We start from the raw sequence: 21,057 nt of genomic DNA on the forward strand, positions 1-21,057 counted from the left end.
ATGGTGATGGGCGCGCTGGCTGTCGGGATGCAGGGACTGCTGCTGTCGGGGATGCATCTGGCGCTGATGGTGCTGATGGCGCCGGTCTGCGCGCGGTTCATCCAGTGGTGCCGGCAGCGCATGACGGGGGTGGCCGGGCCGCCCGCGCTGCTGTCGCGCTGGCGCATGATCGCGCGGGCCTGGTCGTGTCCGGGCATGCGCGCGGCGTCGGGCGCGCGGGTGACGGCGCTGGCGCCGTGGGGGGCGCTGGTGATGGCGCTGGTGGCGGTGCTGCTGGTGCCGTCCTTCTCGCTGGGCATGGCGGGGGAGGAGGGTTCGGACCTGCTGACGGGTGTCGTGCTGCTGTTCGGGGCGGGGGGTGTCCTGTGCCTTGTCGGGCTGGCCAGCGGGCAGGGACGCGAAGGGCGCATGGCGGCGATGCTGCTGGTGGGGATGATGCTCCTTGTGCCGGCCCTGGTGGTGGCTGTGGCCGTGCCGGAAATGGCCACGCCGGGCAGCACGGTTGCGGGCCTTGTGCGCTTCATGCGCATGGCGCAGGACAGCGCGGGCATACGCGGGCCGCTGGCGCTGGCGGGGGGCGCGTTCATCCTGGTCGGGGTGGACCGGGTCGCGGCAGGCAGCGGCCGGGCGTTCGATGGCATGACGGACAACCTTGCCGGGCCGGACCGTGCCATCATGCTGTTCGTGCGTGACCTTGTCGCGCTGGCGTGGATCACGCTGGGCGGGGACCTGCTGTGGCCCGATGCCATCGTCATTCCCGATGCCGCCGGTTCGCCACACCTGTTCGTGGCGATGCTGGTCGCCATCGCGCTGTGGGGTGCCCGCACGCTGTGGCTGTGTGGCGTGGTCGCGTGCCTGCGGACCTTTGTCATGGCGTCGGGACAGGTGGCGCGCCTGCGCGCGGGGCTGGCGCTGCTGTGCGGGTGCCTGGCCATCGTGCTGCTGTTTGCCGGTCGGGAATTCGGATGATGCTGGTCGTGCTGCTGGGGATGATGGTGTTCGTTTCGCTGTTCGGCCCTGATGCGGGCGGGGTGATGCTGGTGTGGCAGGCGGGGCTGGCGGCGGCGTGCCTGCTGATGGTCGCATGGCAGGGCGGTGCGTGGCAGACCTGCCTGCCGGCGGCGGCCGGTGCGGTGGTGCTGGGCGGGCTTGTGGCATGGCACCTGCGCGCGCGCGTCCATCCGGTGCGCCATGGGCATGCCCTGCTGCTGCGCCTTGGCGGCGGGTTGCTGATGGTGGCGCTGCTGTCCATTGCGGTGCCGCCGGATGCGCTGGATGTCGAAGGGCGGCTGGAGGTTGTCGCCGGACTGTCGGCCATTTCATGTGGCCTGATTGCCGCGGGTGTGGAGCGTGACCGCGCGCGTCAGTGCGCGGCGCTGGCCTGCGCGCTGGAAGGATGGCTGCTGCTGTCGGGCATTGCCGGGCGCGCGCTGCCGGTGGTGGTGGGATGCATGATGCTCGCGGCCATGGTGTTCATGATCCGCATGACCATGCCGCGTGATCCCGCCACGGGGGACGGGGCATGGTGATGGGGGGGCTTTCGCCATGGATGTGCATGGCGGTGTGCTGGCCCTACCTGTCGGCTCTGGCGCTTGGGGTGCCGTCGCACGGGGGGGAGCGAACGCGCGCGGCGGTGCTGTCGGTCGTGGGACTGGCCTGCGCCGGTGCCTGGTGGGGCGCGCGCGGGATGTCCGTCCATGACGTGATGCTGCTGTGCCAGCCGGTCCTGCTGTGCCTTGTCACCATGGGCCATGTGGGCGGCGCGGGGGCGTGGGGACGCATTGATGCGATCATGGCGCAGTGCGTGACGGGCAATGCCATGGCGGCGATCGCGGCGGATGATGTGGATGTCACCATCGCGCTGCTGGCGCTGACGGTGCTGATGCGTGTCGCACCGATGGTACTGCGCCACTGGCAGGCGCGCGAGGGATGGCGCTTTTTCCATGCGGGGGCGGCGGGCGTGATCGTGGCGCAGGCCGGGGCGCTCGTGCTGTCGCCGCTGGGCAACGGGCCGCTGGACGGGTTGGGCATGGTCCTGCTGGTGGCGGGGCTTCTGGGGGCGTGTGGCCTGATCGGGATGTCCCTGCCGGTCGGGCGGGATCAGGGACTGTGCATCATGCCGGTGATTCCGGTGCTTTACCTGCTGTCGGGGCCGGTCGTGTCGCTTGATGCGGAACTGGCGGCGATGACGTTGCAGGCCATGATGATCGGCATCGGGTGCGTCATGGTCTGGGTCGCGGCGCTGCTGGTGTGGCATGTCCGGATGCAGGCGCGACAGGCGCACGGACAGCAGGTGCCGTCGCACGATGCATGGCGCTGGGGGCATGTGATGGCGGGCTGGATCGGGCTTGCGGTCATGGGGGCCGGGGCCGGTGGCCCGGTGGGTACGATGGCCTGCGTCCTTGCGATGATGGCCGTGTGCCTGTGCGCGCCCCTGCGGGCACGTTTCGCGCCGTGGCCCGCGCTGCTGCGCCATGTCCGTTCCGGCCTGCCGCCCACCCTGCCATTCGTGGCGATGATGATGACGGTGATGGCGGTGGCACGGGTGTCGGTCTTGGCCATGGTCGCGCTGCTGCCGGCGCTGTGGCTGCTGTTTGTGGGGGCGTCGGCGGATCGGGGCGGCATGGGCGCGCGATCACACCCGGCGGAGACGCCGGGCGGTGTGCTGGCGCGCAATGCCAGCGCGCTGGCCCTGCTGGCGCTGCTGGCGGGCGGGCTTGTGGTCGTGGCGTATCCGGGGGGACTGTGACGATGGCGCAGGTCAGGGACGGCCTTACGGCGCTGGTGGCCCGGTGGGCGGAGGCTCAGGGCGGTGGGCCCGGCGACGTCCCATGGCGTTTCCACCTGACGGAGGATGCATGGCGCGACCTCCTGGCCTGCCTTGTGGCGGACCCGTCGCCATTCGTGGGCATGTGGTGCGACGGCCGCGCGGTGTTTGTCGTGCTTGCGCCGCAGGTGGGGGAGATGCTGGTCATATCGACCCCGGTGGAGATGCAGCGCTACTGGGGTCTGTCGTGCGCCTGTCCCGCCGCAGGCGTGTATGAGCGCATGATCCATGACCTGTGGGGGGTGGAGGCGCTGGATGCCCGTGACCTGCGGCCATGGCTGGACCATGGGGCGTGGGGCGTGACATGGCCCCTGTCCGACCGTCCCGTGCCGGTGCAGGGTGCAAGTGTTGCGGAGTTCCGCGAGGTTGCGGAGGTGATGCGCGCGGGCGGCACGATCTGCGAATATGGTCCCGCGGACGGTGGCTTTCACGCACCGGCCTACCTGCGGCTGGCGGTGCCGGGGGCGCGCGTTGTCGATGCGCAGTGGTGGATGGGATATGCGCATCGGGGGATCGGGGCGCGGATGCGTGGCAGCGACCCGGCGCAGGCCCTGCGTCTGGCGGCGCGGATCGACGGTGCGGCGTCGGTCGCCCATCAGGCCGCGCTGGCCCGCGCCATGGAACAGGCCCTGCGGCAGGAGGTGGCGGGACAGGTCGCGGCCACGCGGGCGATGTTTTGCGAACTCGAACGTGTGGCGACGGTGCTGTTCGATGTCGGAGGCGTGGCCGAAGCCGCAGGGGATGTGCGGCTGGCGCGGGAATGTGCGCAGGCGCGGGAGCATGTGCTGGCGTTCTGTTATGCTGCGTTCGGGAGGCGGATGCTGATGGATGTCGTGACGTTCGGGGGCGATGGGGGGGATGCCGCTGCCTTTGCATCCCGGGCGGAGGAAGTGTGCACATGGCTGCGCGGGGCGCATGCGCGGCTGGAGGCATTGTACCGCCACCCGCGCGGACTTGGCGGCCTTGTGCGCGGACTGGGCGTGCTGTCCGCCGACATGGCGCGCCAGCTTGGCGTGACGGGCGTGGTCGCGCGGGCTTCGGGGCGGGAGGGGGACCTGCGCCACCTTACCCCCGGATATCATGATGGCTGGCTGCCCGCGGGCGTGGAACAGGCGGGCGATGTCGATGCCCGCATGCGTGTGCGCCTGCGGACCGTGGGGGTCAGCCTGCGTATCCTTGATGCGCTGGGTGGCGTCCTGTCGCGCGCGCAGCCTGCGGCGGATACCGCATCGTCGCCGGTTGGGGACGGGGAGGGGACCGGCTGGGCCGAGGGGCCGCGCGGGGCGATCCGCTACTGGGTCAGGATGCAGGCGGGACAACTGGCGGCGGTCGGGATCTGTGAGTCCACGCCCGCCCACATGCTGGCGTCTGAAATCGCGATGCGTGATGCCCATGACACGGACATGCCCGTCATCATGCGTTCCTTTGGCCTGTCCCCGGCCGGTGCGGATCTGTAAAACTATTCCGGGATCATTTAGTGCTGAAAGTAATAAAAGTTTTTGGTGAAGCTTTTTTCAAAAAGCTTCGAAAGACGACACCCGAAAACTTTCATAAGGACTTGCACGACGACGTTACAGGGGAATGCCATGACACGCGCCTTCGCCACTTCAGGCATGGTCTCGGTCTTTTTTCTTGAAACCGGGGGCTGCGCCGGGTGCGCCATGGAACTTGCGGCCCTTGGTGGCGTGGCGGGGGCCGCCGGACGTGCGGGCATCCGTTTCGTGCGCACCCCCCGCCATGCCGATATCCTGCTTGTGGCGGGGCCGGTCACGCGTGCTATGGTCCCGGTGCTGGAACAGGCGTGGCAGGCGATGCCGGGGGCGCGTATCCTGATGGCCATTGGCGACTGCGCCATCGACGGGGGCGTGTTCGGGGAAAATTACGCGGTGCTTGGCGGCCTGCGCGGGCGTGTGCATCTGGACATGTCGCTTCCCGGCTGCCCGCCATCGCCCGACATGATCCTGTCCGCCATCACCCGATGGGTGCGCGAGGTCGGGCTGCCCGCGCCCTCAGACCGCCGGAAGGTCTGAGGAGTCTTCCTCCGCGTGCAGGGCTTCGGCCTCTCTCTTCAGGCGGCGGAAGCTGCGGCGGCTGAGCGGGAGCAGCAGCAGGTAGATCACGCCCGCCCCCGCCAGCGCCCCCCACGGGTCGGCGACAAAGACGGCCGCATACCCCCCGATCCCCAGCATGACCGGCAGGACGAAGGGGGCGGGAACCTTGAAATTCTTGAACGACCAGACCGGCAGCGTGGAGACCAGCAGGAATGCCGTCCCGCTCAGCGTAAGGGCGGGCATCAGCGGGTCGCGCGCCATGTCGTACAGCGCGTTCCAGCCCAGCTTGTGCGCCTCCAGCCCCAGGAACAGCGGGAACATCGCCAGTCCCGCGCCCGCGGGGGCAGGCACGCCGGTAAAGAAATTGCTGGCGTATTTCGGCTGTTCCACGTCATCGAGGCTGGCGTTGAAGCGCGCAAGCCGCAGCGCCATGCATACGGTGAACATGATGCACGGGACATAGCCAAAACGCCCGCCATCCTTGAGCGCCCACAGGTAGAGGACAAAGGACGGTGCCACGCCAAAGCACAGGAAGTCCGAAAGGCTGTCGAATTCCGCGCCGAACCTGCTGGTCCCGCGCAGCAGGCGGGCGATGCGCCCGTCCAGCCCGTCGATGCATGCGGCGATCAGCAGCGCGGTCGCAGCCTCGCCAAAGCGTCCCTCCAGCCCCATGCGCATGCCCGTCAGCCCCGCGCACAGGCCCAGCATCGTCATGATGTTGGGGACCATGCGGTTGAAGGACGGCCCGCGTACCCGCGGGCGCCTGCGCCGGATCAGGCGTCCGCGCCGCCGGGGCGCCGCTGCCGGGGAAGCATCGGTCATTGCGGGTTACAGCCGCGCCATGACCGTTTCGCCACCGGTCATGGTCTGCCAGACCTCCACCAGCGGTTCCACTCCTTCGGGAAGGTAGAGGTCCGTGCGCGAGCCAAAGCGGATCAGGCCAAAACGCTCGCCCTTTTCGTACTTCATCCCTTCCTCGGCATCGCACAGGATGCGACGTGCGATCAGGCCCGCGATCTGCACCACGGCCATGTTGCGCCCGTCAGGCAGCGTCAGGCGCACGGCGTTGCGTTCGTTGAGTTCCGACGCCTTGTCGAGGCTGGCGTTAAGGAACTGCCCCGCGTGATAGGCCACGCGGGTTACCGTCCCTGCCGCGGGCATGCGGTTGACATGCACGTCCAGCACCGAAAGGAACGTCGCGATCCGCCACACCGGCGTGCTGCCCATGTCGAGTTCGGGGGGAGGTGCGATCTTTTCCACCGAAACGACGTGACCGTCGGCCGGGGCGACCACCGCATGCGGATCCGCCGGGATCACGCGCCTGGGGTCACGGAAGAAATACAGGCAGAAGCCGAAGAACAGGCCGCACGCCGTGCCCGCCAGTTTCGTGGCCCGGAACGGCAGCGCACGTCCGAGCAGCGCACCCGCGCCGGAGGCCAGCAGGAAGGGACGGGCCGCCGGATGTGGGGGCGACATGACGAGCTTCAGGGATTGGATCAGGGACATGGGACAAGCTTCATGAAGATTTCGCAAACCAAGGTCAAGAGCGCAGTGCGGGGCCGCCGCCATGGCGTGGCGCATTTTTGCCCGCGCCGGTGCTGCTGCGGCTGAAGGCATCGGCGCGGCGCAGGCGCAGCGCGGGCATGCGGATCGGGGCCGTGGCGTTGCCCACCGGGGCATAGGCGTCCTTGACCGCCTCGATCACGCAGACCCCGCCAAGGTAGGGCAGTAACCGCGTGCCGGCGCGTTCCAGCATGCCCGACCACCGCCGTCCGCCCGTTGGCCCCACGGGGGGGAAATACAGGGCATTTTCATGCCGCTCCACCCGCAGGCACGCGGTGGCGAGCGCGCGGGTGATCTGCCGGTGCGAAAATGGCGTCCCCTGGCCAAAGGGCGACGTGTCGGCATGCGCCCACATGCCCGAACGGTTCGGCACGACAAGAAGCAGGCGCGCATCATCCTTCATCACCTTCCACACCTGACGCAGCAGTACGTTGCGTGCGTCCGTGACCTCCAGCGCGTGGACCATCACGACACGGTCGAAAAACAGGTCGTCAAAGGGGAAGCGCCCTTCCGCCACGACACATTCGCGGCCGGTCGGTCCCTCCGCCGGGGCGGGACGCGTGACCAGCGTGTCCAGCCGCGCGGACACGCATGTGGTGATGTCATTGTCCCACAGCGACAGGTAGGGCACGGTATAGCCCACGCCCAGCACGCGTCCCCCCGGCGCGTCGGGCCAGAACGACGACAGGTGCCGCCGCAGGTGGGTGGCGGCAAGCTTCCCGCGGGGGCTGGCATAGAACTGGCTTGCGATGCGCGTGTTTTCTTGCATTGTCCACCGTTAGCACAAACAGCGCGCCCATGTGGGCGGTGGCAGGCGGCATGCCTGTGGCGCATGGGCCGCGGACAGGCCCCGGCACGGTGGCGCAACCGGAGAAAGGGAAGGCAGATGACGCTTTTCATACAACCCGTTCCGATATTGCAGGACAATTACGCCTGGTTCCTGCGCGATGGGCAAAGCGGGGCCTGCGGCATTGTCGATCCGGCGGAGGAGGGGCCCATCGTCGCGGCCATTACCGCGCATGGCGGCAGGCTGGACCGTATTTTCCTGACGCATCACCATGCCGACCATATTGCCGCCGCCGATGCGCTGCGTGCGCGTTACGGGGCGCAGGTGATCGGGGCTGCGGCCGACGCGCGCCGCCTGCCACGCCTCGATATCGCGGTGGGGGACGGGGACCACGTGATGCTGGGCGCGGCGGAGGCGATCGTGATCGACACGCCGGGCCATACACGCGGCCATGTCAGCTACTTCTTTCCTGCGACACCTGCGCTGTTCTGCGGCGATACGCTGTTCAGCATGGGATGCGGGCGCCTGTTCGAGGGAACGGCGCGCGAAATGTTCGACAGCCTGCGCAGGATCGCCGCCCTGCCGGATGAGACACTGATCTGCTGTGGCCATGAATATACCCTGTCGAACGCACGCTTTGCCCTGCATGTCGATCCCGCCAACGCGGCGGTGGCCGAACGGATGCGCGAGGTGGAGGCCCTGCGCGCGCAGGGCCGGCCCACAGTGCCGGTGACTTTGGCCGAGGAAAAGCGCACCAACCCCTTCCTGCGTGCGCCGGATGTGGCGACGCTTGCGAAACTGCGCCAGGAAAAGGATGTCTTCCGGTGAAACTGTACAGTTCCGTCCTCAGCCCCTATGCCCGCAAGGTCCGCGCGGCCATCCATGCGCTCGGGTTGCAGGATCGGGTGGAGATCATCAACGTCAACATCTCCGCATCCCCCGCCGAGGTCGTCAACGCCAATCCGCTGTGCAAGATCCCGACGCTGCTGGGCGATGACGGGACGGCGATGTACGACAGCAGGGTCATCGTCGAATATCTGGGCGTCGTGGCCGGGTCCGACATGCTGGTGCCCGCCGCCGGCATGGCGCGGTGCATGGTCCTGCGCACGCAGGCGCTGGGCGACGGGATCGCGGATGCGGCCATCCTGTATCGCGGCCTTCTGGCGGCAGGGATTGCGCCCGACGCGGGGCCTGCCGTGCGGCAGATGGCGGCCGTGGAACGCGGTCTTGCGGCACTGGAGCGCATGGCGCGCGAGTCGGCGCCGGATGCGGTGGCGCGGCCCGATGCCGGTGCGCTGTCGGTGGGGTGCGCGCTGGGCTTCCTTGATGCACGATTTGCGGAACTGGGGTGGACAGGGCAGTATCCGGCACTGGCGGAATGGTATGCCCGCCTGTGCCGGGTTGACTGCATGCGCCGCAGTGCGTCGCAGGACACGGCAGGGACGTGCCCGAGTGGTGCGTCATACCGATAAAACAGGGCGTTAAGCCATAAGGTTCCGCGCAGAAGGAGCACAGTCTATTGTCGCCACCGCACGTTCCGGTTGTCATCAAGAAATATGCCAACCGGCGATTGTACGATACCGATCGTTCGACCTACATCACGCTCGACAGCCTTGCCGCAATGGTCAAGGAGGACCGCCCCTTTGTCGTGCTTGATGCAAGGACGGGCGACGATATCACCCGTGGCGTGCTGGCGCAGGTCATCCTGGAGGAGGAAACAAAGGGCCGCGCGATGCTGCCGGTCCCGTTCCTGCGGAAGTTGATCCGCTGGTATGGCGACAGCAGGCAGGACGAGGTCTCGGAATATCTTGAACGCATGATGGACGAATTCATCGCCCGGCAGGCCGATGCGTCCCCGGAACTGAGCAGTGCGCTGGGTGCGGAAAATGCGGAAATCATCGGACAGGTGATGTCGATGTTCACCTCGCTCCATGCGGTGGAGCGCGGGGTCGGAAGCGGCCCGTCGGTCGAAAGCCTCGTGCGGGAGGTCATGGACCTGCGTGCCGAGGTGCAGCGCCTGCGGGGCGACGGGGCGGGCGCTACCGCATCGTAACCGGGTGCAGGTGCGGGGGGGCGCATTCCCTGCCGTGCCTGCTTTCGCGCATCCGGCATCGCGGTGGGGAAAAGTGTTTATCCACATTACCGCCGTCACGTAACGGACATGTTCCCCCGCCATGGGGATGATGTATGTGACAGGCGGGTTACAGCGCATATGCGCGTAAATTCTGCATGAAAAACAGGATCATGCATCACCATGCCTTCCGCGCGGGGCGGGTGGTCAGGGCGTGCGCGATGGCTGGGGCGTGCAATGGGGCATCAGGTCCGTTGCCGGGTTTCTACGGTTTCGCGGGTGTTGTCGCGCTGTTTCCAACAGGATTATCCACAGCCGGCGCCAGCAGCGGCAGGCCATTTTCGCGCGACAGGGTTTCCCACGCCGTGACGATGGCCGGCAGGATCTGCGCGCGTTTCGTGGTGCATGACAGTGGCGCGCCCAGCACAATGTGAATGGTGCCCGGATGCTTGATGAAGGCGTTGCGGCCCCAGTGCTGGCCGGAATCGGTGGCCACCGGGATGACCGGCAGGCCCGAATGCGCCGCCATGGCCGCGATGCCGGGATGCAGTTTCCCGATCTCCCCCGGGGGCATGCGCGTGCCTTCGGGGAAGATGATGATCTGGCGATGGTCCTCACGCGCCTGGTCGGTTGCCGCCAGCAGCGCACGCAGCGCCTTTGCCCCGCCGGTGCGTTCCACCGGGATCATCCCCGTCAGCAGCAGCATCGGGCCGACCAGCGGAATGCGCGTCAGTTCGCTTTTCATGACATAGGTCGGGCGTTCCACGAGGTTCATCCACACCAGCGTGTCAAAGGCCGACTGGTGCTGGCACGCCAGCAGGCACGGACCATCGGGCAGGTGTTCGCGCCCGCTGACGACGATGCGGATGCCGCAGATCAGCCTCAGCCCCCGGATCGTCAGGCGCGTCCATGCCTGTGCATAGGACAGGGCGCATGACGGGACGAACGCACGGATCGGCAGCGCCGCGATCCCCATGACCAGTGTGAGCATGAAGAAATACAGATTGAAGATGCAGGCGCGCACGAACGTCATGTCAGGCGAAATCCCTCGGAGGCTGTCTGGAAAAGTGATCCGGGTAACATGCTGAAAAAACAAGGAAGTTTTTGATGAGGCTTTTTTCGAAAAGCTTCGGAAGACGCCGCCTTTCCGAAAAAGAGGGGGCATCCGGAAACTCTTGTTTCCATCCAGAAAATTATTTTCAGATACGTCCTCAATGCAAAAAGGAACGGTGCACCACAAATGGCAACGGACGGGGTATGACCCTGTAACACCAGAAAATCCCCGCCAAGACAAGGCGCGCGCCCCGCATGGGCGGTGCATCAGGGTGTGGCGGCGTGGGCGACGGGGCGGGTGTCGTCATGGTGGATCAGGCCATGCACCGGCCGCGTCCAGCGCGCGGTATCAACACAGGCCAGCAGCCATTTGTCATATTCGACCACCAGCAGCCGCCATGTCGCAAGGCGTCGTGGATGCGCAAGGGCGGGTGGCTGCACCGCAAAGGGATACAGCGTGACGCCCGGCACGGCGCGGGCAATTTCCATCATGGCGCGGCGGATGTGATATCCCGCCGTCACCACGATCAGGGAATGGATGCCATGGGTGCGTACCCATTGCGCCGTCTCATCCGCATTGCCCAGTGTAGAGGTCGCCTGCCGCCCCAGCGTGGTATGCAGCCACACCCCCAGCGGCAGCAGGCGTGGCGTGCGCGTCAGGAAATCCCCCAGTGTCGCATGCGGGTCCACGCCGGAAATCAGCAGTTGCCGCGCCCGGTGCTGCGCCATCAGTTGCAGCGACGCCTCGATCCGGCCCTGCCCGCCCGTCAGGGCGACGGCCCCGTCACAGGGCGGTGGCATGCGTGGCGGGCGGCGGGCGTCGCGCACGAACCACACCAGCCCCATCGCCCATGATGCGACCAGCATGCACGCCACCGCCAGCACCAGCAGCAGGACACCGCGCCGCGCGGGCGCTTTCATGGCAGCCGGCGCAGCCATGCGCGCACCGTCATCTGTGTCGTCACCCATCCCAGCGCCGCCGCCCCCACCGGCAGCGCGCCAAGCATCGCCAGCAGCGAGGACGGCAGCACGCCAAGGACCTGCGTCGCGGACGCGGCATTCCATGCGGCGGGCGAGAACACGGCCTGCATGTCGGGCATGTCCGCGCCATTGAACGGCGCCGCCAGCAGGCACAGCACGACCAGCACCGGCATGGCGAGGACACTGCCACACGCCCCGCCCAGCAGCGCAAGCGTACCCACCCGCCATGCAAAGCGCGCGGCGATGTAGCCGTCCGTCGCGCCGAGGGAATGGATCAGGTCGATCGCCCGCCTGCGCGCCTGAAGTCCCGCGCGCGTGGCGGCCATGATGACGACGGCCGACACCGCGATGACGATGAAGATCGCCAGCAGCGCACAGGTCTGCAGGCTGTCGGCCAGGGCTGCGAGGCGGTCGCTCCAGATGCTGTCATGCTCGACCACGATGCCGGGCACCTGCGCCTGCAATGTGCGCATCACGCCATCGGGCAGGTGGTGCGCGTCGCGGGCATGCACCTCGATCACGGCGGGCATCGGCAGGACAAGGTCGCTGCCCTGTTCGATCCATGGCGCCAGCAGGTTGCGCAGTTCCCCATCCGTCAGGCGATGCACCGCGCCCGGATCATCGCCCGCGGCGGCGGACAGGGTGGCCATCGCCGCCTGTATCCGTGTCGTGGCCCCATTCCCCACAGCCGTGCCCGGCGTGCCGGTGGCCGGGGCATCGGGGTCGGGCACCTGCACGGTCACGACCGCCCCCGCCCCGTGCGTCCAGCGCGCCGAGAGCGCATGCGCTCCGATCCCCCCCGCCAGCGCAAGGGCGGCGAGGAACGCCATCGCGCCGACCAGGAACGGCAGCAGCCGGTCAGGGATGGCCTGCCGCAGGGCAAGGCCATCGCGGCGTCGCGTGCCGGGCCACAGGGCCATGTCCTCAGCCCTCCTGCACGAGGTAGCCCTGCATCAGTTCGATCGCATGGGCGGGATATTTGCGCACGAGCGCATCGTTATGCGTCGCCACGACAATCGTGGTGCCCAGTTCCGCAAGCCGGTGGAACATGGTCATCAGGCGCGTGGCCTGCCGGTCATCAAGGGCATTGGTCGGTTCATCCGCCAGCAGCAGGGCGGGGCGGTGGATGACGGCGCGCGCGATCGCCACGCGCTGCTGCTCCCCCCCCGAAAGCTGCGGGGGCAGGGCGTCGGTGCGCGATCCCAGGCCGACCCATTTCATGATGGCGTTGACCTCGTGGCGGATCTCGCTTTCGGGGCGCATCTGCAGGCGCAGCGGCAGCGCCACGTTGTCAAATGCCGACAGGTCATCCAGCAGCCGGAAATCCTGGTAGACGACGCCGATGCGCTGGCGCAGGCGTGCGATCACGCCGCGCCGCGCCTGCATCACTGGCACGCCCAGCACATCGACCATCCCCGACGACGCCCGCGCCTCCAGCGCCAGGATCCGCAGCAGGCTCGATTTCCCCGCGCCCGACGGGCCGAGCAGCCAGCGGAATTCCCCCTGCGCCACCGCCACGCTGACATGGTTCAGCGCCGCGCCCTTCTGCGCCGCGGGATAGAGGTAGCTGACGTCCTGAAGCCGGAACATCTGGGATCTGTTACATGCTGCGCGCCGCGACGGCGGAGGCTGTCGCGCACAGGGCGGCCGCCGCCATCAGCGCCAGCCCGTCAAAGATCAGCGAAGACGGGGTCAGCAGGTGGCTGCCGACGCTGATGTGATCGGGAATGGAGTGGGAGACACGGACAATGACATCATGCGCCTGCGGGTCGCTGGCCTCGGACGAGGTGCTGACAATCCCCATCAGGTGCGGCAGCGCGCTCCAGCCGATCCCCACGATCAGCAGCAGCGGCGCCAGCAGTTCGGCCACCTGCTGCACGAAATAGAACGCGAAATAGCACACGGACCACACTGCGATGCGCACGGCATTGACCCATGCGGGACGTCCGGTGGTGTTGGCGCTATTGGAAAGTGGGGTGTCCATTATCAAATATCTCCGGCATGAAGGTGCGATGCGCCGCCCGGCCTGTCGGGAACGCATTCCTGCCCGAGGTAGCGACGGCTTGTGTTAAATGCAAACTTCTGCCTTGTACACACAGATCGGGGTGCATGGAAACGGATAGCAGCGTGCCGGGGAACCGTAACATGGAAGAGGGCAGGCGATCAGGGCACGACGCACATGCGCAGGCCCGTGCGCCGGGACACGCACCGGGTCACGCGCCGGGGCACGAACTGCGCGCGATGGTCGTGTTCGGCGTGGGCGCTCAGGTCTATGCCCTGCCGGTGGGCGACGTGCATGAATGTATCCCCGCGCCCGCGCTGTCGCCGCTGCCGGTGGATCTGCCGCACCTGCCGGGATGGTTCTGGCTGGGGCGCACGCGCGTGCCGGTCATTGACCTTGCGGTGCTGATGGGCGCGAGGCCGCCCGTGGCGCTGCATGCATCGGACCTGCTGTACCGCCCGCTGCTGCTGTGCGCCGTTGCGGGGATGGAGACCGGCATGGGCGCGCATCCGGGCTGGGTGGCGCTGCTGGTGGACCGGGTGATGGATGTGATGCAGGTGCGCGCCGATGCGATCATGCCACTTGGTATTGATCGCGGGGCGGGAGACTGTATTGTCGGCGAAATCGATCGCGGAGGCGAACCACCCGCCATCGTGATGGAGATGGATGGCGTGCTGCGGCACAGCGAACGCCACAGGCTGTCGGGCCTGATGGCGCGTGAGGAGCAGCGCGCGGCGTTATGGACCGCAGATGGGGCGCGCGATGTCTGAAGTCAGCGCGGGGTTGCGCCGGGTCATCTCCGTGATCACCGCGCGGACCGGCCTGCATTATTATACCGACAAGCCGGCGCTGCTGGAAAAGATCATCGCGGCGCGGATGGCGGCACTCGGGTGCAGGGGATATCTCGACTACCTCGAACACCTCAATGACGAGGCGCTTGGCGATGCGGAATGGCGTGAGCTTGAATCCGCCATCACCATCGGGGAGACCTTCTTCTTCCGCTATGCCGAGCAGTTCCGCGCGCTCGAGACCACGATCCTGCCCGAACTGCTGTCGCGCCTGCGCGCGATGCGCATGCTGCGGATCTGGAGTGTCGGGTGCGCCAACGGGGCGGAACCGTATTCCGTGGCCATCGTCCTCAGGCACCTGCTCGAACGCCGGGGCGAGGACGGGTGGACTATAGAGATCCTGGGCACCGACATCAGCACCCGTGCGCTCGACCAGGCGCGGCAGGCGGAATTCGGCTGGTGGGCGCTGCGTGACCTGACCCCGCGCCAGCGCGCGGAATGGTTCGTCCCGGTGGTGGAGGGACGGACGTGGCGGCTGAAGGAATGTTATCGCCAGATGGTGCGCTTCCGCCATGCCAACATCATGGACCTGCCGCACGGGCGCGGGCCGGTCGGGCCGTTCGACCTCGTGCTGTGCCGCAACGTGCTGATCTATTTCGACCCGGTGCAGGTCGCGCGGCTTGTGCGCGAAATGGCGCAGCGCATGACGGCGGGGGGATGGATGCTGGTCGGGCATTCCGAACCGATGGAACAGTTCGAGAATTTCATGCAGCCTGTGCGCCTGCCCGGCACGATGGCCTTTCGCACGCGCGAACGTGGCGATGCCCCCATCGCGCCGCGCACGCCAGCGTCCAGGGGGGGGCTGGTGTCGGCCCCGCCCACCCTGCCGCGTCCCGCGCGCACGGTGCGTCATGTGTCCCCATCCTCGTCCGTGCCGCAGGCCGTGGCCGATCCCGCGCGTGAAGGCGGGCGGGAGGCCGGAATCCTGCGCACCATCCGCCAGCTTGCCGACAGCGGCGCGCCGCGTCGCGCGGTGGGGATGTGCCGTGAATACCTGCGCCGCGCGCCCATGGCGGTCGGGGTCTATTTCATGCTGGGCATCCTTCTGCTGGCGCTTGGCGAACATGAAGGCGCGGTGGAGGGATTCCGTCGCGTGATCTACCTGCGCCGTGGCCATGTGATGGCGCGCTGCTACCTCGCGCACCTGCTGGAGGGGACGGGCGCCGCCGAGGACGCCCGCCGCCTGCGGGCGCAGGCGCGTGAACTGGCGATGTGCCTGTCGGCGACGCATGTCCTCGAAGGGGGCGGGGGTCTTACGGCGGGTGGCCTGCTGCGGATCCTGCAGGACAAGGAAAACCATGACGCGGGGCTTCTGGCCGCGCTGCCTGACATCGCATCGGGCCTGTCATGACGCGGCGCGACGACGCAACGGGCGGGGACATGCCCGCGGACGGGGAACCCGCCGACGCGACGCAGGACCGCTTCGCCCGGCGCATCCTTGCCGAACGCGCCGCCCTGCTGGCCGCGCGCCATGACGCGAACACCGCGCAGGAGGCACCGGGGCGGCGGGTGCTGGTGCTCGATGTGGGCGGGCGTGAATGCTGCATCGACCTTGATGCGGTGCTGCGCGTGACCGACCCGGCCTGGAGCGACATGCCCCGCCGCCCCGACTGCCCCGCAAGCGTGCGTGGCGTGTACGGCTATCAGGGGGATCTCTATACCGTGTTCGACCTCGCCATGCTGCTGGAGGAGGAGGCGCAGCCTGAACCGGGGGTCATGATCCTGCTGCGTTCGGTGTCTTCCGTGCCGCTGGCGCGCATCGCGCTGCTTGCGGGCGCGGCCAGAGGCGTTATGGATATTCCCGCCACCGCACCATCCGTCCTGCCATCGGGCTTTCCCACCGCCGTGCTGCCCGGTGGGCGGCATGTCGTGGCGCTGGACCCGGTGCGTCTCTTTTCCGTCCGTTATTCCGGAGTGTAGCCTGTCGTGACGATTGCAAACCGTCTGTTGTTCGGCTTCATGGTCGGCGTCCTGCTGATGGTCTCGCTTGGCGTCTATGCGCTGGGACAGATCCGCGACGTCCGCGATGAAATGACCATCATCGTCACGCGCGACCTTACGGTCTATCGCCAGTTGACGCTGATCCGCGTGGATGAAACCGACCTTGCGGCGCGGCGCCTTGCGATCGTCGCGCATTACTATGCCCATGATTACGAAAATGCGCCCGGTGCGCTCGATGACGCCATTTCCGACTGGGACGAACGCGCGCATCAGGCCGACGAACTGCTCAGCAGCGTTACCGCCGGCGCGGACGAGGCGGAGCGCCTGGCCCAGTCCACGGACCAGCGCGACATGTTCGCCACCGTATCGGGGCAGTTGCGTGAAATGGCGCAGCAGGTGCTGGTGGACGAACGCGCGGTCGGCGCGCTGTTCCATGCGATGCGCGCGGGCGACCAGCAGGTGGTGCGCGAACAGGTCGGGCGTATCGAAAGCCGGGAGAAGGAGATCGACCAGCTTGTCAGCCAGGCGGCCTCGCTTCTGGACCGTGGGGTGCGGGTTGCGGAAACGCAGGGCGGCGCGTCCTATGACTACAGCCGCCGTTCGCTGGCCATCGGGCTTGGGGCGGCGGTGATCGTGGCGCTGATCGTGACATTCTGGACGCGGCGTTCGATCATGGAACCACTGGCCTCCATCATGCATGTGATGGAACGCGTGGGGCAGGGTGACCTTGCCACCCGGGCGAAGGTGGGCGACATGGGCGAAAACCGTGACGAGGTGGCGCGCCTTGCCGCCGGGCTGAACCGCATGATCGACGGCCTGCGCGAAATCGCGCGCCAGAGCGGGGAGGTCACGCGCGACCTTGACGTGGCGGTGGCCGACATCCGCGCCTCCACCCAGCAGCAGGCCGCAAGTGTGGAGGAGCAGTTCGCCGCCATTCAGGAAACGGCCGCGACCGTGGACCAGATCACCCATTCCGGCGCGCAGATCAGCAAGCGCGCGCGTGAGGTCATTTCCTCCGCCGAGGTGATCGTCCACAGTTCCGCAAGCGGCCTTGACGCCGTGGAGGAGACGGCCCGCGCGATGGCGCGCACCCATGACGGGGCGGAGGCCGTGGCGTCGAACATCGTCGCCCTGTCCGAACGGACCGAGGCGATCAGCGAGATCATCACCACCGTCAACGACCTGTCGGAACGTTCCCACCTGCTTGCCCTCAATGCCGCGATCGAGGCGGCGGCGGCGGGCGAGCACGGGCGCTCCTTCGCCGTGGTCGCGGCGGAAATGAAGATCCTCGCCGACCAGTCGCGCGATGCGACGCAGAACGTGCGCTCCATCCTTGGCGACATCCAGCGCGGCATCAACACCTCGGTCATGCTGACCGAGGAGGCGGTCAAGCGTGTCTCCGCCGGGCGGGAGCGCACCGACATCGCCTACAAGACCATCGAGCGCATGACCGGCGGGATCGAGGAGGGCGTGCATGCGTTCCAGCAGATCGTCGCCTCCACCAACCAGCAGCAGCTTGGCATCGAGCAGGTCATGACCGCATTGCAGAGCATCCGCCAGGCCAGCCAGCAGACATCGGGCGGCACGCGCAACCTGGAGGCATCGGCGAGCAACCTTGGCAAGCTGTCGAAGCAGTTGCTGGCGATTTCCGCCCGGTACCGGACCTGACGCCCGGTTGTGGTTGATCTCAGGCAGGAGCTTCTGGCGGTTTTCGACGCGGAATATCGCGACCACCTGCGCGTCATCCGCGATCTGCTGACTGCCGGGTGTGGCACACGCCAGGCACTGGCGGAGATTTTCCGCCGCATGCACTCGCTCAAGGGGGCAGCGCGCGCGGTGGAAATCCCGGCGGTGGAGGAAATCGCCCACGACGTGGAAAACCGCCTGTCCACGCTGATGGAACGTGGCGGAACACTTGACGATGCCGATATCGCGACCATTTCGCGTGCGCTCGACGATATCGACGCCATCATGGAGCCCACGCCGCCGCCCGCGTCCGTGGCGCCGCCCGATGGCGCGCCGGACGGGCGCGCGGCCCCGCCCGCCACCGGCGACGGCGGGGGGGAGGCCTATGTGCAGGTTCCCGTCTCCCGCCTCGATGCGCTGTCCGGGGCGGTGCATGACCTGATGGGCGTGGCCGAACGCCATGACCGGCTGTGGGAACGCCTTGGCGACCTTATGCGTGACATGCGTGCGCTGTCGCATGCGCCGCAGCGGATACAGGCCGACCCGGTCGCGATCTTTTCGCGCATGACGCGGCGCCTGATGGCTATCGGGCGTGACCACGAACTGATGACCGGGCAGGGTGATCGCGCCCTGCAGCGTCTGGGCGAGGAAGTGCACGCCATCAGCCTTGTCCCCGCCGGGACGGTGTTCGGGTCGCTTGCCGCGATGGCGCGGCGCATCGCGCGCGAACATGGTGGCGCGCAGGCGCAGGTGGAGGTGCGGCTGCGCGGGATGGAGGTGCAGGCCGAACGCCGCGTGATGCAGGCGCTGCGTGATCCCGTGCTGCACCTGCTGCGCAATGCCATCGTCCATGGCCATGAAAGCCGCGCGCAGCGTCTGAAGGCCGGAAAGCCGGAACAGCAGACCATCACGCTGACGGTGACGCTGACGGGGGTGCGCCTGCAGGTCCGGGTCAGTGACGACGGATGCGGGCCCGACCTGAAGGCGATTGCCGCGCGCGCGGTGCGCCAGGGCATGATCCATGTCGATGCGCCGCTCGATGCGCGGCAGTTGCTGGCGCGGGTGTTCGAACCCGGCTTTTCCACCCGTGCGCATGTGGACCACCTTGCCGGGCGCGGGGTCGGCCTGTCGATCGTGGCGGAGGCCGCGCGCGCCCTGCACGGTACCGTTGCGATGGAACAGGGGCAGCCCTGCGGCACGGTCGTGACCCTGACGGTGCCGGTATCGCAGCGCCAGCGCACCGTCCTGCTGGTGGAAAACGGGAAGCGGATGATCGGCCTGCCCGGTCGCGTCATCCGGCACCTGCTGCGTGTAATGCGCGAGGACATCCGCATGGTCGATGGCTGTCCGTTCGCTGTCCTGCCGCATCCGGAGGCAACCGGCACACAGCCGCAGGCCACGGACGGGCAGGCGGAGGAGGAACTGGTGCCCATCGTGCCGCTGTCCGCCTTCGTGGGGGAGGACGACGTCCCCGCCTGCCTGCCGGAGCGCAGTGGCGCGGTCACGGTCGCGGTGATGGAGGTCGATGGCGTGTCATGCGGTTTTGCCGTCGAACGGATGGTGGAGGTGCGCACGCTGCTGATTTCCGATGCCTCCGCCGTGGGACTGGACAGCGAACTGGTCCCCGGCATCGCATGGCCGCGCGAGGACAGGCCCGTTTTCGTCATCAGTCCCGACCGCCTGTTCGAACGCTGGCGCGCGCGCAAGGGCAGGGGCATGCATTTCGCGCCCGCCCCGCCGCCACAGGCCACGCCGGAGGCCCGGCGTGCGCCGCTGGTGCTGGTGGTCGATGATTCCATCACGACGCGCACCCTGCAGAAGACGATCCTGCAGGCCCACGGGTTTGACGTGATGCTGGCGGTGGATGGGGAGGAGGCGCTGATGATGCTGCTGCAGTCATCGCGCCGGGTCGATGTGGTCGTGACCGACGTGGAAATGCCCCGGATGGACGGTTTCGCCCTGCTGGCGGCCATCCATGCCGACCCGCGCCTGGCGGATATCCCCGTCGTGCTGATGACGTCGCGCGACAACGAGGAGGAGATCCGCCGCGGGCTGGAAGGCGGCGCGCGTGCCTATATCACCAAGCAGAAATTCGACCAGGGCGAACTGCTGGCGACGATCCGGGGGCTGTTGTGATCCACACCCCCACCATCCCCGCCGCGGCCCCGCGCTCCGTCCTGGTGGTGGAGGATTCGGCCGTCCTGCGCCACCTGCTGTCACACAGCATCCGCAGCGACGCGCGCCTGCGCCTGATCGATGCGGTCGAAAGCGCGGAGGAGGCGATCCGCCTTGTCCCGCACCTGCGCCCGGACGTGATTTCGATGGATGTGTGCCTGCCCGGCATGGATGGGCTGGAGGCGACGCGCCGCATCATGGCGCAGTGCCCGACACCCATCGTCATCGTCAGCGACGCGCTGGATGCGCAGGTGTCGATGAACGCGCTGCGTTCGGGGGCGCTTGCGGTGATCGAAAAGCCGCGCGGCCTGACGTCGGAGGCCGGGCGCGCCGCCGTCAGCGCGATCACGACGCAGCTTTACATCATGAGCCAGGTGCCCGTGATCCGCCGCCGCCTGCTCGATGCGGGCGCGCATCCGCCACAGGCCGCGCCACTGGTGCCATGGACGGTTGCGCCGCGTATCCTCGCCCTTGCCGCTTCCACCGGGGGGCCGCGCGCCTTTGCGCAGGTGCTGGGCGCGCTGCCGGCGGATTTTCCCCTTCCCGTCGTGGGGGTGCAGCATATGGGCGGACCGTTCATGGAGGGGTTCGCCCACTGGCTGGACCAGCAGGTGCCCATGCCCGTGGCGCTTGCGCGCCATGGCGAGGTGCTGCGACGCGGGCATGTCTATATCGCGCCGGGGGACCGGCACCTGGGCGTGGGTACGCGGGGGGAGGCGGTCCTGCTCGACATGCCGCCGGTGCAGGGGCAGCGGCCATCGGCGTCGGTCCTGTTTTCGTCCGTCGCCCGCGCCTATGGCCGCGGCGCGCTGGGCGTGCTGATGACCGGGATGGGCGAGGACGGGGCGCAGGGCCTTGGCGACATGCGCCGCGCGGGTGGCTATACCATGACCGAGGACCGCAGCACCGCCGTCATCCATGGCATGCCCGGTGCCGCGGAACGTGCCGGCGCAACCTGCATCAGCCTGCCGCTGCCGGACATCGCGCCACATATCGAACGTCTCCTGAGCGATAGTGCCGACCCGCCCGAGGGGGTGCGTCCCCCGGGCGACAGATACCACGGAACATGACC

22 protein-coding genes are annotated in these 21,057 nt (G+C 68.0%); 14 read left to right on the plus strand and 8 right to left on the minus strand.

Annotated features, from left to right (window positions below; genetic code table 11):
• The first annotated feature begins 6 nt into the window (after positions 1 to 6).
• The 5 genes from CFR72_RS00870 (at position 7) to CFR72_RS00885 (ending at position 4,857) form a co-directional block, all read left to right on the plus strand.
• Positions 7 to 969, plus strand: a complete 963-nt coding sequence (locus CFR72_RS00870; RefSeq protein WP_146220633.1) for a hypothetical protein — start codon at positions 7 to 9, stop codon at positions 967 to 969.
• On the plus strand, positions 966 to 1,529 hold the full coding sequence (locus CFR72_RS00875) for a hypothetical protein (RefSeq protein WP_110912172.1): 564 nt from the start codon (positions 966 to 968) through the stop codon (positions 1,527 to 1,529). Before CFR72_RS00870 ends, CFR72_RS00875 begins: the two co-directional genes overlap by 4 nt.
• 26 nt (positions 1,530 to 1,555) lie before the next feature.
• Positions 1,556 to 2,749 (plus strand): hypothetical protein, encoded by a 1,194-nt coding sequence (locus tag CFR72_RS17420; protein ID WP_167400257.1) that lies wholly within the window; start codon positions 1,556 to 1,558, stop codon positions 2,747 to 2,749.
• Between the two features lie 2 nt (positions 2,750 to 2,751).
• Positions 2,752 to 4,284 carry an NADH-quinone oxidoreductase subunit D-related protein gene (locus CFR72_RS00880; RefSeq protein ID WP_167400258.1) on the plus strand — a complete coding sequence of 511 codons (1,533 nt, stop codon included), beginning with the start codon at positions 2,752 to 2,754 and terminating at the stop codon, positions 4,282 to 4,284.
• Between the two features lie 129 nt (positions 4,285 to 4,413).
• The gene (locus tag CFR72_RS00885; protein WP_110912174.1) at positions 4,414 to 4,857 is read left to right on the plus strand and encodes an NADH-quinone oxidoreductase subunit B family protein; all 444 of its coding nucleotides are present in this window, start codon (positions 4,414 to 4,416) and stop codon (positions 4,855 to 4,857) included.
• On the opposite strand, the gene CFR72_RS00890 is transcribed toward CFR72_RS00885, so the two are convergent.
• From CFR72_RS00890 to CFR72_RS00900, 3 genes are read right to left on the minus strand one after another with little or no spacing between them, the layout of a single operon-like run.
• Positions 4,837 to 5,700 carry a CDP-alcohol phosphatidyltransferase family protein gene (locus tag CFR72_RS00890; protein WP_167400259.1) on the minus strand — a complete coding sequence of 288 codons (864 nt, stop codon included), beginning with the start codon at positions 5,698 to 5,700 and terminating at the stop codon, positions 4,837 to 4,839. The two genes, CFR72_RS00885 and CFR72_RS00890, sit on opposite strands and share 21 nt — an antisense overlap.
• Positions 5,701 to 5,706: 6 nt before the next feature.
• The gene (locus tag CFR72_RS00895; RefSeq protein WP_110912175.1) at positions 5,707 to 6,384 is read right to left on the minus strand and encodes a phosphatidylserine decarboxylase; all 678 of its coding nucleotides are present in this window, start codon (positions 6,382 to 6,384) and stop codon (positions 5,707 to 5,709) included.
• 34 nt (positions 6,385 to 6,418) lie between these two features.
• Entirely contained in the window at positions 6,419 to 7,210 is a 792-nt protein-coding gene (locus tag CFR72_RS00900) for a methyltransferase domain-containing protein (protein WP_110912176.1), read from the minus strand.
• Between the two features lie 117 nt (positions 7,211 to 7,327).
• Between CFR72_RS00900 and gloB the strand changes: the two genes are divergently transcribed.
• Genes gloB through phaR form a run of 3 tightly spaced genes read left to right on the plus strand, consistent with a single transcriptional unit; the run spans position 7,328 to position 9,281 of the window.
• Complete coding sequence (gene gloB / locus CFR72_RS00905; RefSeq protein WP_167400260.1) at positions 7,328 to 8,056, plus strand: hydroxyacylglutathione hydrolase; 729 nt, start codon at positions 7,328 to 7,330, stop codon at positions 8,054 to 8,056.
• Complete coding sequence (locus CFR72_RS00910) at positions 8,053 to 8,700, plus strand: glutathione S-transferase (protein ID WP_167400261.1); 648 nt, start codon at positions 8,053 to 8,055, stop codon at positions 8,698 to 8,700. The genes gloB and CFR72_RS00910 overlap by 4 nt, the downstream gene beginning before the upstream one ends.
• A 47-nt stretch (positions 8,701 to 8,747) precedes the next feature.
• The gene (gene phaR / locus CFR72_RS00915; protein WP_110912179.1) at positions 8,748 to 9,281 is read left to right on the plus strand and encodes a polyhydroxyalkanoate synthesis repressor PhaR; all 534 of its coding nucleotides are present in this window, start codon (positions 8,748 to 8,750) and stop codon (positions 9,279 to 9,281) included.
• Positions 9,282 to 9,564: 283 nt separating this feature from the next.
• Here the strand turns inward: phaR and CFR72_RS00920 are convergent, their stop codons facing one another.
• The 5 genes from CFR72_RS00920 to CFR72_RS00940 form a co-directional block, all read right to left on the minus strand.
• Positions 9,565 to 10,332, minus strand: coding sequence for a lysophospholipid acyltransferase family protein (locus CFR72_RS00920; RefSeq protein WP_110912180.1), 768 nt, complete (start codon positions 10,330 to 10,332; stop codon positions 9,565 to 9,567).
• 287 nt (positions 10,333 to 10,619) lie between these two features.
• Complete coding sequence (locus tag CFR72_RS00925; protein ID WP_110912181.1) at positions 10,620 to 11,291, minus strand: YdcF family protein; 672 nt, start codon at positions 11,289 to 11,291, stop codon at positions 10,620 to 10,622.
• Positions 11,270 to 12,253: a cell division protein FtsX gene (locus CFR72_RS00930; RefSeq protein ID WP_110912182.1), complete on the minus strand. Its 984-nt coding sequence runs from the start codon at positions 12,251 to 12,253 to the stop codon at positions 11,270 to 11,272. The genes CFR72_RS00925 and CFR72_RS00930 overlap by 22 nt, the downstream gene beginning before the upstream one ends.
• Before the next feature lie 4 nt (positions 12,254 to 12,257).
• On the minus strand, positions 12,258 to 12,923 hold the full coding sequence (locus tag CFR72_RS00935; protein WP_110912183.1) for a cell division ATP-binding protein FtsE: 666 nt from the start codon (positions 12,921 to 12,923) through the stop codon (positions 12,258 to 12,260).
• A gap of 10 nt (positions 12,924 to 12,933) precedes the next feature.
• Positions 12,934 to 13,317, minus strand: a complete 384-nt coding sequence (locus CFR72_RS00940) for a hypothetical protein (RefSeq protein WP_110912184.1) — start codon at positions 13,315 to 13,317, stop codon at positions 12,934 to 12,936.
• Between the two features lie 125 nt (positions 13,318 to 13,442).
• Here CFR72_RS00940 and CFR72_RS00945 point away from each other — a divergent pair, with 125 nt between their 5' ends.
• From CFR72_RS00945 to cheB, 6 genes are read left to right on the plus strand one after another with little or no spacing between them, the layout of a single operon-like run.
• Positions 13,443 to 14,105: a chemotaxis protein CheW gene (locus CFR72_RS00945; RefSeq protein WP_167400262.1), complete on the plus strand. Its 663-nt coding sequence runs from the start codon at positions 13,443 to 13,445 to the stop codon at positions 14,103 to 14,105.
• On the plus strand, positions 14,098 to 15,534 hold the full coding sequence (locus CFR72_RS00950; RefSeq protein WP_244182087.1) for a CheR family methyltransferase: 1,437 nt from the start codon (positions 14,098 to 14,100) through the stop codon (positions 15,532 to 15,534). The genes CFR72_RS00945 and CFR72_RS00950 overlap by 8 nt, the downstream gene beginning before the upstream one ends.
• Complete coding sequence (locus tag CFR72_RS00955) at positions 15,531 to 16,103, plus strand: chemotaxis protein CheW (protein WP_320442946.1); 573 nt, start codon at positions 15,531 to 15,533, stop codon at positions 16,101 to 16,103. Before CFR72_RS00950 ends, CFR72_RS00955 begins: the two co-directional genes overlap by 4 nt.
• 6 nt (positions 16,104 to 16,109) lie before the next feature.
• Complete coding sequence (locus tag CFR72_RS00960) at positions 16,110 to 17,792, plus strand: methyl-accepting chemotaxis protein (protein WP_110912186.1); 1,683 nt, start codon at positions 16,110 to 16,112, stop codon at positions 17,790 to 17,792.
• 9 nt (positions 17,793 to 17,801) lie between these two features.
• Positions 17,802 to 19,946 (plus strand): response regulator, encoded by a 2,145-nt coding sequence (locus CFR72_RS00965; protein WP_110912187.1) that lies wholly within the window; start codon positions 17,802 to 17,804, stop codon positions 19,944 to 19,946.
• A complete protein-coding gene (gene cheB / locus CFR72_RS00970; RefSeq protein ID WP_233042971.1) occupies positions 19,943 to 21,055 on the plus strand; it encodes a chemotaxis-specific protein-glutamate methyltransferase CheB in 1,113 nt (370 codons plus the stop codon). The genes CFR72_RS00965 and cheB overlap by 4 nt, the downstream gene beginning before the upstream one ends.
• The last annotated feature ends 2 nt before the right edge of the window (positions 21,056 to 21,057 follow it).

The sequence above is a fragment of the Gluconacetobacter entanii genome, from assembly GCF_003206495.1.
Classification (GTDB): Bacteria; Pseudomonadota; Alphaproteobacteria; order Acetobacterales; family Acetobacteraceae; genus Novacetimonas; species Novacetimonas entanii.

Excerpts from the sequence above, each read along its gene's own strand:
- CFR72_RS00870 (WP_146220633.1), top strand. The coding sequence starts at position 7 with ATGGGCGCGCTGGCTGTCGGGATGCAGGGACTGCTGCTGTCGGGGATG.
- CFR72_RS00875 (WP_110912172.1), top strand. The coding sequence starts at position 966 with ATGATGCTGGTCGTGCTGCTGGGGATGATGGTGTTCGTTTCGCTGTTC.
- CFR72_RS17420 (WP_167400257.1), top strand. The coding sequence starts at position 1,556 with ATGGCGGTGTGCTGGCCCTACCTGTCGGCTCTGGCGCTTGGGGTGCCG.
- CFR72_RS00880 (WP_167400258.1), top strand. The coding sequence starts at position 2,752 with ATGGCGCAGGTCAGGGACGGCCTTACGGCGCTGGTGGCCCGGTGGGCG.
- CFR72_RS00885 (WP_110912174.1), top strand. The coding sequence starts at position 4,414 with ATGACACGCGCCTTCGCCACTTCAGGCATGGTCTCGGTCTTTTTTCTT.
- CFR72_RS00890 (WP_167400259.1), bottom strand. The coding sequence starts at position 5,700 with ATGACCGATGCTTCCCCGGCAGCGGCGCCCCGGCGGCGCGGACGCCTG.
- CFR72_RS00895 (WP_110912175.1), bottom strand. The coding sequence starts at position 6,384 with ATGTCCCTGATCCAATCCCTGAAGCTCGTCATGTCGCCCCCACATCCG.
- CFR72_RS00900 (WP_110912176.1), bottom strand. The coding sequence starts at position 7,210 with ATGCAAGAAAACACGCGCATCGCAAGCCAGTTCTATGCCAGCCCCCGC.
- gloB (WP_167400260.1), top strand. The coding sequence starts at position 7,328 with ATGACGCTTTTCATACAACCCGTTCCGATATTGCAGGACAATTACGCC.
- CFR72_RS00920 (WP_110912180.1), bottom strand. The coding sequence starts at position 10,332 with ATGACGTTCGTGCGCGCCTGCATCTTCAATCTGTATTTCTTCATGCTC.
- CFR72_RS00925 (WP_110912181.1), bottom strand. The coding sequence starts at position 11,291 with ATGGCTGCGCCGGCTGCCATGAAAGCGCCCGCGCGGCGCGGTGTCCTG.
- CFR72_RS00930 (WP_110912182.1), bottom strand. The coding sequence starts at position 12,253 with ATGGCCCTGTGGCCCGGCACGCGACGCCGCGATGGCCTTGCCCTGCGG.
- CFR72_RS00935 (WP_110912183.1), bottom strand. The coding sequence starts at position 12,923 with ATGTTCCGGCTTCAGGACGTCAGCTACCTCTATCCCGCGGCGCAGAAG.
- CFR72_RS00940 (WP_110912184.1), bottom strand. The coding sequence starts at position 13,317 with ATGGACACCCCACTTTCCAATAGCGCCAACACCACCGGACGTCCCGCA.
- CFR72_RS00945 (WP_167400262.1), top strand. The coding sequence starts at position 13,443 with ATGGAAACGGATAGCAGCGTGCCGGGGAACCGTAACATGGAAGAGGGC.
- CFR72_RS00950 (WP_244182087.1), top strand. The coding sequence starts at position 14,098 with ATGTCTGAAGTCAGCGCGGGGTTGCGCCGGGTCATCTCCGTGATCACC.
- CFR72_RS00955 (WP_320442946.1), top strand. The coding sequence starts at position 15,531 with ATGACGCGGCGCGACGACGCAACGGGCGGGGACATGCCCGCGGACGGG.